The 14,117-nt window shown below is 74.2% G+C and carries 13 protein-coding genes; 6 read left to right on the forward strand and 7 right to left on the reverse strand.

The window, feature by feature from the left end:
• Nucleotides 1-90 precede the first annotated feature (90 nt).
• The 6 genes from ABZY91_RS38560 to ABZY91_RS38585 all read right to left on the reverse strand — a co-directional run bounded on the left by ABZY91_RS38560 (nt 91) and on the right by ABZY91_RS38585 (nt 7,125).
• Nucleotides 91-1,653, reverse strand: coding sequence for a M1 family metallopeptidase (locus ABZY91_RS38560; RefSeq protein WP_355408484.1), 1,563 nt, complete (start codon nt 1,651-1,653; stop codon nt 91-93).
• Between the two features lie 180 nt (nt 1,654-1,833).
• Entirely contained in the window at nt 1,834-2,706 is an 873-nt protein-coding gene (locus tag ABZY91_RS38565) for a sulfurtransferase (protein ID WP_329884374.1), read from the reverse strand.
• Nucleotides 2,707-2,789: 83 nt separating this feature from the next.
• Nucleotides 2,790-3,887: a methyltransferase domain-containing protein gene (locus ABZY91_RS38570; RefSeq protein WP_355408487.1), complete on the reverse strand. Its 1,098-nt coding sequence runs from the start codon at nt 3,885-3,887 to the stop codon at nt 2,790-2,792.
• Nucleotides 3,888-3,951: 64 nt separating this feature from the next.
• Nucleotides 3,952-5,628: a family 20 glycosylhydrolase gene (locus tag ABZY91_RS38575; protein ID WP_355408489.1), complete on the reverse strand. Its 1,677-nt coding sequence runs from the start codon at nt 5,626-5,628 to the stop codon at nt 3,952-3,954.
• Between the two features lie 139 nt (nt 5,629-5,767).
• Nucleotides 5,768-6,103 (reverse strand): hypothetical protein, encoded by a 336-nt coding sequence (locus ABZY91_RS38580; RefSeq protein ID WP_355408491.1) that lies wholly within the window; start codon nt 6,101-6,103, stop codon nt 5,768-5,770.
• A 179-nt stretch (nt 6,104-6,282) separates the two neighbouring features.
• Entirely contained in the window at nt 6,283-7,125 is an 843-nt protein-coding gene (locus ABZY91_RS38585) for a polysaccharide deacetylase family protein (RefSeq protein ID WP_355408493.1), read from the reverse strand.
• A 207-nt stretch (nt 7,126-7,332) separates the two neighbouring features.
• Here ABZY91_RS38585 and ABZY91_RS38590 point away from each other — a divergent pair, with 207 nt between their 5' ends.
• Complete coding sequence (locus tag ABZY91_RS38590; RefSeq protein ID WP_329884366.1) at nt 7,333-8,187, forward strand: SAM-dependent methyltransferase; 855 nt, start codon at nt 7,333-7,335, stop codon at nt 8,185-8,187.
• A 132-nt stretch (nt 8,188-8,319) separates the two neighbouring features.
• Here the strand turns inward: ABZY91_RS38590 and ABZY91_RS38595 are convergent, their stop codons facing one another.
• Complete coding sequence (locus ABZY91_RS38595; protein WP_355408495.1) at nt 8,320-9,189, reverse strand: DNA-formamidopyrimidine glycosylase family protein; 870 nt, start codon at nt 9,187-9,189, stop codon at nt 8,320-8,322.
• 167 nt (nt 9,190-9,356) lie between these two features.
• On the opposite strand from ABZY91_RS38595, the gene ABZY91_RS38600 reads away from it, so the two are divergent.
• The 5 genes from ABZY91_RS38600 to ABZY91_RS38620 form a co-directional block, all read left to right on the forward strand.
• Nucleotides 9,357-9,854, forward strand: coding sequence for an SRPBCC family protein (locus tag ABZY91_RS38600; RefSeq protein WP_355408497.1), 498 nt, complete (start codon nt 9,357-9,359; stop codon nt 9,852-9,854).
• A gap of 86 nt (nt 9,855-9,940) precedes the next feature.
• Nucleotides 9,941-10,615 (forward strand): hypothetical protein, encoded by a 675-nt coding sequence (locus ABZY91_RS38605; RefSeq protein ID WP_329952640.1) that lies wholly within the window; start codon nt 9,941-9,943, stop codon nt 10,613-10,615.
• Nucleotides 10,616-10,697: 82 nt separating this feature from the next.
• Nucleotides 10,698-11,552, forward strand: a complete 855-nt coding sequence (locus ABZY91_RS38610) for a thioredoxin domain-containing protein (RefSeq protein WP_355408499.1) — start codon at nt 10,698-10,700, stop codon at nt 11,550-11,552.
• A gap of 89 nt (nt 11,553-11,641) precedes the next feature.
• Nucleotides 11,642-12,205 (forward strand): vitamin K epoxide reductase family protein, encoded by a 564-nt coding sequence (locus ABZY91_RS38615; RefSeq protein WP_329884425.1) that lies wholly within the window; start codon nt 11,642-11,644, stop codon nt 12,203-12,205.
• 268 nt (nt 12,206-12,473) lie between these two features.
• Nucleotides 12,474-14,117: BTAD domain-containing putative transcriptional regulator (locus ABZY91_RS38620; RefSeq protein WP_355408501.1), on the forward strand; the 1,644-nt coding region annotated here is incomplete at its 3' end.

Here is a 14,117-nt window from a genome sequence, read left to right on the forward strand (position 1 = left end):
CGCCGAAGCTCTTGCCCACCGGCTTGCTCTTGCCGCCCTTGCCGACCAGGTGCACCGGCAGCAGGTCGCGGGCGGGCTCGCGCCCGGGCGTCAGCCCCGGTGGTCGTGGACCGCGTTGGTCTCCTGGATCTTCTTCCACGACTTCGGCTCCGGCGGCACGTCCGCCGCGCCGGACGCCGGGGCGGTCGCCGACGGGGCGGTCGCCGACGGGGCACCGAACGACGGAGCCGACGACGCGACGCCCGCCGCGACGCCCGACGAGCCGACCGCCGGCTTCCCGACGGTGAACAGCCAGGTGTTGAACAGCCCCCCGAGCGGCTTGCCGGAGATCCGCTCCGCGTACGCCTGGAACTGCTGGACGGTGGCGTTGCCGTACTTGCGCTCGGTCGGCCAGCCCTTCAGGATCCGGAAGAACTTGTCGTCCCCGACGGTGTTGCGCAGCGCCTGGACGGCCAGCGCCCCCCGGTCGTAGACGGCGGCGGCGAACTGGTGGTCCGCGCCCGGGTCCCCCGGCTTGACGGTCCAGAAGGCGTTGTCGGCCGGGTAGAAGGCGTAGACGTAGTCGGCCAGTTCCTGGGCGGTGCCCTCGTTCTCGTGCTCGGACCAGAGCCACTGCGAGTACCGGGCGAAGCCCTCGTTGAGCCAGATGTCGCTCCAGCGCTGGACGGAGACGCTGTCGCCGTACCACTGGTGCGCCAGCTCGTGGACCACCACGCCGGTGTTGGCGCCGCGCGCGAACTGGGCGGGGCTGTAGAAGATCTGGGTCTGGGTCTCCAGCGCGTACCCGGTGCGCACGTTGGGCACGTAGCCGCCGAGCGAGCCGAAGGGGTAGGGGCCGAAGTACCCGCTCAGCCAGTCGGCGATCTCGCCGGTCCGCTCGACGCTGGCCCGCGCGGCGCCGTCGTTCTCGCCGAGGTCCTTGCTGTAGGCGGTGGTGACGGGGAGTCCGCCCGCCGTGGTGTCGGTGTAGAGGTCGAACCTGCCGATCGCCAGCGTGGCCAGGTAGGTGGCCTGCGGCTTGGGCTGCCGCCAGTTGTAGCGGGTCCAGCCGGCCCGCGAGCTCTGGGTCAGCGTGCCGTTGCTGATCGCCTGGGTGCCGTCGGGGACCAGGACGGAGACGTCGAAGCTGGCCTTGTCGGTGGGGTGGTCGTTGCTCGGGTACCACCAGGCCGAACCCTCGGGCTCGTTGGCGACGACGCCGCCGTCGGGGGTGCGGATCCAGGCGGAGTAGCCGCCGCGCTCGACCTCGCCGGGCTTGTCGGCGTACCGGACCACCACGGTGATCTGGCTGCCCCTGGCGATCGTCCGGGCGGGGGTGATCTCCAGTTCCTGGTCACCGGTGGCGGCGAACCTGGCGGGGCGCCCGTTGACCAGCACCTCGTTCACCTTGAGCACGAAGTCCAGGTTGAACCGGGTGAGGTCCTGGGTGGCGGTGGCGAGGAGGGTGGCGGTGCCCTCCAGCTCGTCGGTGACGGGCTGGTACTTGAGGCGGATGTCGTAGTGCGAGACGTCGTAGCCGCCGTTGCCGGCGTTCGGGTAGTAGGAGTCTCCGATGCCGGCCGCGCCTTGGCCGGCCTGGGCGGCGGAGGCGGGGACGGACAGGAGCAGGGCGAGCGCGCCGGCAGCGGCAGAGACGATCAGCCTCTTGCGCACAGGGGTCCTCCACAGGATCGCTGGGACAACGGGTCGCAACGATCCTTGTCCCGGCGGACCTCGTCTCACGCCTTGGAGATGAAATGTTCATGAGAAGAAACAGGCCGACATCACCGTGCCGCGCCCGTGCCGCGCCCGTGCCACGTCCGGCCGGGTGCGGCCTCCGCCGCGCCCGGACCCTCACGCCCCCAGCGCCACCGGCGCCCGTACCAGCGAGCCGTACTCCGTCCACGACCCGTCGTAGTTCTTGACGTGCGGGTACCCCAGCAGCTCGGTCAGCGCGAACCAGGTGTGGGCCGAGCGCTCGCCGATCCGGCAGTAGGCGATCACCTCGCGCTCGGACTCGACGCCCTGCACGCCGTAGAGCGCGCGCAGTTCCTCCGCCGACCGGAAGGTGCCGTCCTCGTTGGCCGCCTGCGACCACGGGATGTTCACCGCACCGGGGATGTGCCCGGGCACCTGCGCCTGTTCCTGCGGCAGGTGCGGCGGCGCCAGCGCCTCGCCGCGGTACTCGGCGGGCGAGCGGACGTCCACCAGCACCGCGTCCGTACCGGGCTTGGCGAACACCTCGGCCTTGGCGAGCACCTCGTCCCGCAGCGCCCGGACCTCGGGGTGCTCGGGTTCGGTCATCCGGTACCCGCTGTGCTGGTAGTCCATGACCTCCCGGGTGAGCGGGCGCGCCTCCAGCTCCCACTTCTTGCGCCCGCCGTCCAGCAGCCGCACCGGCCCGAAGCCGCGCAGCCGCATCAGCCAGTAGGCGTACGCGGCGAACCAGTTGTTCCGGCCGCCGTAGAGCACCACGGTCGTGTCGTCCTCGACCCCGGCGGCGCGCAGCAGGTGCTGGAGGCCGGTGCGGTCGATGTAGTCGCGGCCGACCGGACTGTGCAGGTCGGTGGCCCAGTTCCAGCCGACCGCGCCGGGGATGTGGCCCTGCTCGTACGCCCCGGTGCTCTCGTCCACCTCGACGACGCGGAGCGTGCCGTCGTCCAGGTGACGCGCCAGCCACTCCGTGTCGACCAGCGTCTCGGGGTGTGCGTAGCCGTTGCCGGTCATCGACGCCCTCCTTCACTCGGACGGACCCTTCGAACCTACGTCCGCGCCCGCGCCCCGGCCACCCGCCGGCCCCGCACCCGCCGCTACGCCGGGGTGCCGGCCGGGCGCGCCACGTAGTAGAGGTTGAGCACGTCGCCCTCGACCCGCCGGGTGTCCACCGTGCCGAACCCGGCCTCCGCCAGCATCCGCCGGGCGGTCTGCTCGCCCCAGACCGTGCCCAGCCCGGCGCCGCCCTCGCCGAGCGAGACCGTCATGCAGTAGAAGACCGAGAAGGCGTACAGCGCGGGGCCCAGCGGGTGGTCGAGGTTCTCCTCCAGCCGGCTGCTCGCCGCGATGTCGCCCATCAGGAAGACGCCGTCGGGCCGCAGCGCTCCCGCGACGGCGCTCAGGGTGGGGGCCGGCCGGGCCAGGTCGTGGATCACGTCGAACGCGGTGACCAGGTCGTACGCGCCGGTGAGCCGGGCGGAGTCGGCGAGCACGAAGCGGGCGTTGTCCAGGCCCTGCGCGGCGGCCTCGGCCTCGGCCGCCCCGATGCCCTTCTCGGAGATGTCCACGCCGGTGAACCGGCTCGCCGGGAAGGCCCTCGCCAGGACGTTGACGGCGTGGCCCTGTCCGGTGCCGATGTCGACCGCGTCGATGCCGGCCCGCAGCCGCTCGGTCAGGCCGGGCACCAGGGGCACGACCCCGTCCACCAGCACCCGGTCGTAGACCGCGGCGGTCTCCTCGCCCTGGAGGGCCTGGAACCGCGGGTACGCCGAGTAGGGCAGGCCCCCGCCCTCGCGGAACGCCGTGACGACCCGCTGCTCCACCTCGCCCATCAGCGCGAGGTACTGCATCATGCCCGCCACGTTGTCCGGCCCGGCCGCCCGGGTCAGCGAGGCGGCGTGCTCCGGCGGCAGCCGGTAGCGGCCGTGCTCGGGGCCGGGCTCGGGCCCGGGCTCGTACTCCACGAAGCCGCCGACGGCCATGCCGCCGAGCCACTCCCGGACGTAGCGCTCGTCCAGCCCGGCTGCGGCGGCGATCTCCCCGCTGGTCGACGGGGCGAGGCCGGCCATCGTGTCGAAGAGCCCGGTCTGGTGGCCGACGCTGGCCATGATCCCCAGGCAGGCGTCGTTCAGCACCTGCACCACGCGACCCGCGAACCGCTCCTGCTTCGCCGGGTCCGGCTCCCGTGCGGACATCGTTCCTCCTGCACAACTCGGGACGTGCGCGAACCCTCCCCTCGTCACGCTACGCCGCCCCGGGCTACCGTGCGGGCCAGGGCACCTCCGGCCGCCGCTCGTAGGCGTACCCGGCGGCGTCCCAGCGCGCGCCCTCCTCGGCGAGCCGCCGCTTGAACCCGTCCCAGTCGAGGGCGGCCTTCGGCGACCAGCCCAGCTCGGCCAGCGCGGGCAGCCGGGGCAGCAGCATCAGGTCCAGTTCGTAGGGGGTGTCCAGGGTCTCGGTCCAGAGCGGTGCCTCGATCCCGATCACCGACCCGGCCGGCAGCTTGAGCACGTTGTCCGGATCCCAGGTGTAGGCGTGCCGGGCGTCGATCGTGCCGGCCCAGACCAGCCCGAGCGGGTAGGACTTCTCGTACTTCATGTCCAGGTAGCTGCGGCCGGACGGCGACATGATCACCTTGGCGCCCCGCTCGGCGGCCTGCCCGAGCTCGACGTCGCGCCCGCCGCGGCCGTCCCAGTACTGCAGCACCCCGACCCCGGCCGGCGCGGCCTGGTTCCAGCCCACCGGCGTCTTGCCCGCGGCCAGCACCTGGGCGTTCACCTGCTGCACGAACCCCGCGTACTCCTCCGAGGAGATCGTCTTCACCTCGTCGCCGCCGATGTGCAGGTACGGGCCGGGGGTGAGCCGGGCCACCTCGGCGATCACCTCCCGGGTGAACGCGAAGACGGCGTCGCCGGTCGGGCAGAGCGTCGAGAAGCCGACCTCGATCCCGGTGTACGGCCAGGGCCGGGCGCTGCGGGTGCAGTCGAGCTCCGGGTAGGAGGCGAGGACGGCGTTGCTGTGGCCGGGCAGGTCGATCTCGGGGACGACGGTCAGGTAGCGCTCCTGCGCGTACCGGACGATCTCCTGGTAGTCGGCCGCCGTGTAGAAGCCGCCGGGGGTGCCGTCCACCTCGCTCACCGCACCGACCCGGGTGAGTTCGGGCCGGGACGGGATCTCGATCCGCCAGCCCTGGTCGTCGGTCAGGTGCAGGTGCAGGTGGTTGACCTTGTACAGGGCCAGCCGGTCGATGAACCCCTTGACCTCGGCGGGGGTGAAGAAGTGCCGCGCCACGTCGAGCATCGCGCCCCGGTAGGCGTAGCGGGGGCGGTCCTCGACGGTGACCGGCGCGACCGTCCACTCGGTGCCGTCCGCCGCCTTCGCCGGGCCCTCGATCTGCGGCGGGAGCAGCTGCCGCAGTGTCTGGGTGCCCCGGTAGAGGCCCTCGGGGGTGCGGGCGGAGATCCGGACGCCGGTGGCGTCGGAGGTCAGCCGGTAGCCCTCGGCGCCGGTCTCTGCGGGGAGGGCGGGGTCGAGCAGCAGGCCGATGCCGTCGGCCGCCGCGTCGCCGTCGGCCACCACCTCGACCGGCAGGCCGGTCGGGCGGCGCAGCGCCTCGGCGAGCTGCCCGGCGATCCGCCGCACCTCCTGCGCCTGCTGCGCCGGGGCGTCCGGAGCGGTGGCGGTCCGGACGGCGGTGCGGGCGGTGAGCCGGTAGCCGGGCCCGGAGCCGGTGGTGGCGGAGAGCGGCGCCGGGACGATCCGGTCGGCGGTGCGCGGCCCCGCCGGGGCGGCGGCCGGCCCGGCGCCTCCGGGCCCGGCGTCCCCGCCGCCGGCCGCCCGCTGCACGCCGAAGCCGACGGCCGCGAGAAGCAGCACGGCTGCGAGGACGAACACTCCGCGGGCCCGGGCGGAGAGCCCGGCTGTTCGAATCGGCACGGTCGCTCCCGGTGTCGTCGCGCAGTCGACCGGCCCGCGTTCACGGCCGGTTCACCGGAATGGTCTCAACCAATTCCCCGCTTGTCCCGCGCTTCGTACGAATTCGCCGTGCTGAGGCGCGGCGGCCCGGACGGCTCCGCTACGAGAACAGCACCGAGCGGACGTGGAGGCGCCGCCCGGCCGAGCCACCCGGCTTCAGCGTGTAGTAGATGTCGCCCCTGCACCCGAACTCCAGGAACTCGACGGCGCTCCCGCCGGTCCGGTTGACGGGAGCGAAGGCCGGGTCGGCCTCGGTGGCCCCCGGGAGGTCGATGCACGTCCCGCTCGGCGGATCGACGAGCTCGCCACGCTGGTCGGCCCCGCCGTCCCGGTAGGTGTAGCGGAAGACGCCGTCGGCGGCGTTGGCGGAGACCGGGACGGCGAGGACGAGAGCGACGGCGCTGGTGGCGGCGAGCACGGCGTTGCGGAGACGCATGACGGGTGGCCCTTTCAGGGCGGTACCGGGTGGTACCTGGGTAATTGATGCGAGTTCACCCTAGAGGCCCAAAAATCGGTGAAACGATTCTGCTAATCCATCCTTTCGGGTGGTTTAGCACCATTTCCCGCTACCTTCCGTCACCGCACGGCCGTCGTCGGCGCCACCGCCGCCCCGTTTCACCCCGGCGGCGCGGTGAAGCGGTACCCGGAGTCGATCAGCACCGGAAGGTACGTCTTCAGCGCCGCCACCGTCTGCGAACGGTCCCCGCCACCGTCGTGGTTGAGCACGATCGCCCCGGGCCGGACGTCCTTGAGGATCCGGTCGGTGATCACACCCGTCCCCGGGCGGGCCCAGTCCCGGGGGTCCACCGACCAGGCCATCGGCCGCATCCCCAGGTCGGCGCTCACCTTGAGCGACGTCGAGGACCAGTCCCCGCCGGGGGCGCGGAACCAGGTCGGCACCTTCCCGGTGGACCGGTGCAGCACGTCCGAGGTGCGTTCCAGCTCCTCCCGGACCTTCGACTCGGAGAGGCTCCGCAGGTCGGGGTGGGACCAGGTGTGATTGGCGATGTGGTGGCCCCGGGCGGCGATCTCCCGGACCAGCCCGGGGTGTTCGACCGCGTTCTCCCCGATCAGGAAGAAGGTGGCCCGGATCCCGTACTGCTCCAGCAGCGCCAGGACGGTCGGGGTGTGGCGGGGGTCGGGACCGTCGTCGATGGTGAGCGCGACCACCCGGCGCTCGGCGTCCAGCTCGTACACGGGCCGGGTCTCGGCCGCCGTCAGCGCCCGCGCCACCGGTGGTGGCACCGACGGGGCGGCGGTCGGGGAGGGCGCCGCGGACGGCGACGGGGACGGGGAGGGTTCCGCCGGGGGCGACGGGTCGGCGGAGCCGGGTACCGCGCCCGGGCCGGGCGGGCCGGCGGCCTCGGCGCCCTCCGCCGCACCCCCTCCCCCGCCCTCGGCCGGACCCCGGCAGCCGGCGATCCCGAGCAGCGACATCCCGGCCGCGACCAGCAGCAATCTTCGCGAAGTAATCTGACGATCAGACAGCATGTCGAATGTCTCCCCCGTTCACCGCCCCGCCTCCCGGCGGCAACTCCGACGAGCTCGATCACCACCCTGACGGACCAAACCGCAGCTCATCCCCCCTCCCCCCGACCGGAGCCGGGCCGGGCCCGCTAGTCTGACCTCTCCCAGTGTGATGATCTGTCTTCAGAGGACGTGGCCATGACGACGAGTCAGGACTTCGCCGACCAGCCCGACAACGACGCCGCCGAGCTCAGCCAGTGGGAGAAGTACGGGGTCGACACCAGCGCCCCGCACTCCGCCCGCGTCTACGACTACTGGCTGGGCGGGAAGACCAACTTCCCGCCGGACCGCGCCATGGGTCAGGCCATCGAGCAGGCCGTGCCCAGCGTCAAGGCGATGGCCAAGGAGAACCGCGCCTTCCAGGGCCGCGCCGTCCGCCACCTGGCCGAGCAGCAGGGCATCCGCCAGTTCCTCGACCTCGGCACCGGCATCCCGACGTCGCCGAACACCCACGAGATCGCCGAGGCGGCCAGCCCCGGCACCCGGGTGGTGTACGTGGACAACGACCCGATCGTGCTGGCCCACGCCCGCGCGCTGATGGTCTCCACCCCGGCCAGCCGCACCACCTACATCCACGCCGACCTCGGCAAGCCCGCCGAACTGCTGTCCGACCCGGCGCTCACCTCCACGCTGGACCTCTCCCAGCCGGTCGGCCTGCTGATGATCGCCGTCCTGATGCTGATCGCCGACGAGGACGACCCGTGGGGCAAGGTCGCCGCGCTGCGGGACGCCCTGCCGGCCGGCAGCTTCCTCGCGCTCACCCACCCCACCCAGGACTTCGACCCGGTGGCCGTCGGCAAGGTCGCCGACGCCGCGCGGGCCGGCGGCATGACCCTCGTCCCGCGCACCAAGGAAGAGGTCTCCCGGTTCTTCGACGGCTGGGAGCTGATCGAGCCGGGCGTCTCCCCGGTCATGGCCTGGCACCCGGACGGCGAGCAGCCGGCCGACCCGTACGCCGCGTACTACTGGGGCGGCGTCGCCCGCAAGCTCTGAACGCCCACGACGGGCCCGGCCCCCGCACGCCGGGGGCCGGCCGGCACACCGGCCACGGGGCCGGGTCGGGGGCAGGGACGGGGGCAGGGGCAGGGGCACGGACGGGGGCGGGGGCGGGACGGGGCCGGCGGGCTACTTGAGCAGCCGGGAGAGCCGCCGGTCCGCCAGCAGCCGGCCCCCGGTCTGACAGGTCGGGCAGTACTGGAACGACGAGTCGGCGAGCGACACCTCCCGCACGGTGTCCCCGCAGACCGGGCACGGCTGCCCGGTCCGGCCGTGCACCCGCAGGCCGAGCTTCTTCTCCGCCTTCAGCTCCCCCGCCGCCAGCCCCCGGGAGCGCTCCACCGCGTCGCGCAGCGTCGACCCGAGCGCCTCGTACAGATGCGCCGTCTCCTCCTCGGACAGGCTCGACGCCAGCTTGTAGGGGGACATCCGGGCCGCGTGCAGCACCTCGTCCGAGTAGGCGTTGCCGACGCCGGCCAGCACGCCCTGGTCCCGCAGCACGCCCTTGATCCGGCGCTTCTCGCCGTGCAGCAGTTCGGCGAAGCGCTCCGGGGTGAATCCGGGGTCGAGCGGGTCCGGGCCGAGCCGGGCCACCCCCGGGACCTCCGCGGGGTCCCGCACCACGTACACCGCGAGGCCCTTCCTGGTGCCCGCCTCGGTGAGGTCGAACCCGTCCCCGTCCGGCCCGTCGAGCCGCACCCGCAGGGCGAGCGGGTTCCGCCCGCCCGGCCGCGGCGGCTCCGCGGGCAGGCTCTCCTTCCAGCGCAGCCAGCCCGCGCGGGCCAGGTGGACCACCAGGTGCAGGTCCCCGGCGGCGATGTCCAGGAACTTCCCGTGCCGGACGACCGGCCCCACCGTGCGCCCCTCCAGCGCCGTGACCGGCGGGTCGTACGTCTTCAGCGCACTGATCGCCACCGGCTGGACCCGGGCGATCACGCGCCCGGTCAGCCGCTCGGACAGGTAGGCGGTGAGGGCCTCGACCTCGGGCAGCTCCGGCATGCGCCCAGTCTCGCGCAGCCGCCCGCGCTCCGCCCCCGCTGCGACCACGCTGCGACCCCGCACAGCACCACCGCGCACCGCGGCCCCGGCGGCTCTCTTTGCCGACCGGCCACCCCCGGCGCAGGCTGGGAGGTGGACCGCGCACCACCGAGGGAGGCCGCCCCGCCATGTGCACGCTGGAGGAACAGATCGACATCGACGCCCCGGTGCTCGCCGCCTGGGAGCAGCTGCACCGCGTCCACGACTACCCGCGCTTCGTCGACGGCGTCCGCAGCGCCCACCCGCACGGCCGCAACCTCGCCCACCTCGGGGTCGAGGTCTCCGGCAGCGAGCACGACGTCGAGACCGAGATCACCGACCGGGGCCGGGGCCGGGTGATGGCCTGGCGGACCCTGGACGGCCTCGACCTGCACGGCGCCTTCGCCCTGCTGGCGCTCGACCGGGAGCACACCCGGCTCCAGGTCCGGGTGGAGTACGACCCGGAGGCGGTGCACGAGGCGTTCGGCGGGCCGCGCGGTTTCGCCCAGGCCGGGGCGATCGAGCGGACCGTCCGGGCCGACCTGGAGCTGTTCCGGGAGCTGGTCGAGGCCCGGATGGCGGCTGCCGCCCGGCCCGCCGACCCGGTCGTCGCGGCGCCCGGCACCCAGGACGTAAACGGCCCGTAAGTGCAGCTCAGGGCCGTGGTGAGGATCTTCACAGGGGGCGCCCGGAACAGTCGTCCGGGTTTCAACCTGTGGCAGACTCGGATGCTATGCAGACCCACACCGGCCCGGTCGGCCCGGCTTCCAGGACGCTCCGCGCGGCGGTCTTCGCCGCGCTGCTCGTGCTGCTCGCCGGGCTCGGCCAGGTGCTGGTCACCGGCCGCCCGCTGCCGCTCGGCACGCTGGCCGTGGCCGGGGCCGCCGTCTTCGCGGTGGCGTTCGCGCTGGCCGGCCGCGAGCGCGGCTACCGGGCCGTCGCGGCGGTCTTCCTGCCGTTGCAGCTCGGCCTGAGCGCCCTGTTCGACCTCGCCCAGTCCACCTGCCCCTCGCTGCCGCCGGGCGCCGCACGCGGCCTCGAACCGCTGCTCTGCGGCGGTGGCTCGCTCGGCGGGTTCCTGGTCGGTCACGGCCTCTCCCGACCGACCAGCCTGCTGCTGCTCCTGCTGCTGCACTCGGCGATCGCGCTGGCCGCCGCCTTCTGGCTGCGCCGTGCCGACGCCGCGCTGACCGGCCTGGCCGGGTCGGTCCGGATGCTCGGGGACTTCGCCCGGCGCTTCCTCTCCGCCGCCGGCCGCTGGGTGCTGCTGCTCGTCGCGCCGCGCCCGGCCCGCCCGGTCGTCCGGATGCCGTTCCCGCGCGCCAGCCGGGTCCGGGTACCGGCCGAGTCCGTCCTGCTCCGGCCCGCCGTCCGGCGCGGCCCCCCGGTGTCCGCGCCGGCCTGCTGAGCGACCCCGTCTCCCCGGTGGTCCTCCGCCGGTCGTCCCGCCGCGCCCGCACGCACGCCACGAGCACCAGGACGACGTCACCATGAGCACCGCCCCGAAGAACCCGAAGAACCCGAAGAACCCCAAGAACACCAAGGGCGCCACCGGCCCCAAGGCGTCCGCCAGGGCCGCCGCCCGCCGGGCCGCCACCGAGCGGATGCGCGAGGAGCGCGAGCGCACCGAGCGGTCCGCCCGGATCCGCCGCCGCACCGTGGTCGGCGTCGCCTCCGCCGCCGTGCTCGCCCTCGCGGCGGGCGTGGCCTTCGCCGTCGGCGGCTCCTCCGGCTCCGGCGACACCGCGGCCACGGGGCCGCTGGTCACCCCGGCCAACGCGGGCGCCGACGGCACCGTGATCACCTACGGCAAGGCCGACGCCCCGCACACCCTGGAGGTGTACGAGGACTTCCGCTGCCCCTACTGCGAGCAGCTGGAGACCACCACCGGCGCGACCATGCAGCAGCTCGCCGACGCCGGCACGTACAAGATCGAGTACCGCCTGGCGACCTTCCTCGACCAGGGCCTCGGCGGCAAGGGCTCGCGGACCGCGCTGGCCGCCGCCGGTGCGGCGCTGAACGAGGGCGTGGACAAGTTCAAGCAGTTCCACGACGTGCTCTACGCCAACCAGCCGGACGAGCGGGACGACGCCTTCGCCGACGTCAACCACCTGCTCGACCTGGCCGGCCAGGTGCCGGGCCTGAAGACCGACGGCTTCGTCAAGGCGGTCCAGGACGGCACCTACGTGCCCTGGGCCGAGCAGGTCAACAAGGCCTTCGACAAGAGCGGCGTCACCGGCACCCCGACCGTCCGGCTGGACGGCAGGAAGCTCGACGTCTTCTCGGGCGGCGCCCCCGCCACCCCGGAGCGCTTCACCGCCATGGTCAAGCAGGTGACCGGGTGACCGCCGCCGCCCCCGCGACCGGTCCCGGCGCACCCGGGAGCGGCGCACCCGCCCGCCGCGCCGGCCTCGGCGCGAGCCGGCCGTTCGCCCTGCTGCTGGTGATCGGCGGAGCGCTCGGGCTGTTCGCCTCCGCCGTCCTCACGCTGGACAAGATCCGGCTGCTGGAGGATCCGTCCTACGTCCCCAACTGCAACATCAACCCGATCATCAGCTGCGGCTCGATCATGCGCAGCGACCAGGCGGAGGCCTTCGGCTTCCCGAACTCGCTGCTCGGCCTGGCCGGCTTCGCCGTCGTCCTGACGATCGGCGCCGGGCTGCTGGCCGGGGCCTCCTACCGGCGCTGGTTCTGGCTGGGTCTGCAGGCCGGGACGGTCTTCGGCATCGGCTTCGTGAGCTGGCTGACGTACCAGGCGCTGTACCGGATCGGCGCGCTCTGCCCGTACTGCATGGTGGTCTGGGCGGCGATGATCCCGCTGTTCTGGTACACCACCCTGCACAACCTGCGCTCCGGCGTCCTCCCGGTGCCGCGCGCCCTGCGCCCGGCGGTCCGCGAGGCGGCCCGCTACCACTGGGTGGTCCCGGTGCTCTGGTACGCGGTGATCGCCCTGCTGGTCCTCAACCGCTTCTGGTACTACTGGCGCACGCTGATCTGAGCGGCGGGCCGGTCACCGCGGACGGAACCGGTCACCGCCCCTCCGGGGACGGTGACCGGTTCGCACCCGCCCGGCCCGAGCGGCCCGCGGCAGGTACGGGACCGACTGCTCGCGCCGTCCGGTTCATGGGGGCGGGCGGACCGGACTGGTCGGGGGCCGCGGCCAGAACATAGGCAGAGTCCCCCGTTGTCCGGCCGCGCGAGGATCGGGAAGATCACGGTGGGGGCGGCGGCCCGCCCCCCGGCAGGGCGCCGGCCGGACCGGCCCGATGCGAGCGGTCCCGGGCGACGCCCCCGCCACGCCGGACCACCGCGACCGACACCCGTTGGAGGAGTCCTTGGACGAGCAGCGGCGGACCACAGTGCGGTTCTCGGTCCTCGGCCCCCTCCAGGTCGAGGTCGCCGGCCGGCCGGTGCCGCTCGGACCGCCCAAACAGCGGCTGGTCCTGGCCATGCTGCTCTGCTGCCCCAACCGCCCCGTCTCGCTGGAGCTGCTGACGGAGGCCGTCTGGCAGGACGAGCCGCCGCGGACGGCCCGCAAGAACCTCCACGTCTACGTGTCCGCCCTGCGCCGGCTGCTCGGCGACGAGGCCGGCGAGGGCGGCGACGGCGACCGGGCCCGGATCGTCCACGACTACGGCGGCTACTGCCTGCGGATGGAGCGGTCGGAGTACGACGTCTCGCGGTTCCAGGACCTCGCCCAGGCCGGCCGGACCGCCGCGGTCGCCGGTGAACTCGACGCGGCGGCGGGCCTGTTCCGCCAGGCACTGGACCTCTGGCAGGGCGACCCGTTCGCCGGCCTGCGCTGCTCCCCCATGGTCCGGGCCGAGGCCGCCCGGCTGGAGGAGCGCTGCCTCGGCGGCTACGAGGACTGGGCCGAGACGGAGCTGGAACGCGGCGGCGCCATCGCCGCGGTCGCGGAGGGCGTCGGCGAGCTGATCGAACGGCACCCGCTGCGCGAACGGCTGCAGGCGGCCCGGATGAACACCCTGCACGTGCTGGGCCGCCAGGCCGAGGCCCTGGCCGCCTACGACCGGTACCGGCAGCTGCTGGCCCGCGAACTGGGCCTGTCGCCGAGCCCGGCCCTGGAGCGGCAGTACCGCCGCATCCTGGCCGCCCGGCGCGGCGGCGGACGGCCGGGTCCGGCCGGCGGACCCGCCCGGACCGTCCTGCCGCCCGACACCGCGGACTTCACCGGCCGCGCGGAGCAGGTGCGCGAGCTGCGGGAACTGCTCGTCGACGGCGGCCGGGTGGCGGCCCTGGTGGGCCCCGCCGGGATCGGGAAGACCACGCTCGCCGTCCGCATCGCGCACCTGCTGCAGGCCGACTTCCCGGAAGGCCGGATGCTGGTGCGGTCCCGCACCGAGGACGGGTCGCCCCGGTCCTGGCAGGAGGTGCTGGGCGACGTCGCACGGCTGGCCGGCATGGCCGAGCAGCCCGCCGACGACCCCTGCCGGACGGTCGCCCGGTGGCACGCCTGGCTGGCCGACCGCAGGGTGCTGCTGATCCTCGACGACGTCCCGGACGAGACGGTCGCCCGGGCGCTGCTGCCCGCCGACGGCGTGAGCGCCGCCGTGGTCACCTCGCGCGTCCACCTGGCCGGCCTCGCGCCGGTGCACCGGGTCGAACCGCCCCCCTACTCGCCGGACGAGGCGCTGGAGCTGCTCGGCCGGATCATCGGCCCGGACCGCCTGCGCAGCGACCTCGCGGCCGCGGAGGAGATCGTCGACGCGACCGGGATGCTGCCCCTCGCGGTGCGCGCCGGCGGGCTGAAGCTCGCCGTCCTGCGGCACCTCCCGCTGCGCGAGTACGCCGCCCGGCTGGCCGACCCGGACGCGGTGCTCGACGAGCTCGCCGCCGGCGACGTCGCCGTCCGCCCGCACCTCGCGCGCTGCTGGCGCGAGCTGACGCCC

The sequence above is a fragment of the Kitasatospora sp. NPDC002965 genome (genome assembly GCF_040611255.1).
Classification (GTDB): Bacteria; Actinomycetota; Actinomycetes; order Streptomycetales; family Streptomycetaceae; genus Kitasatospora.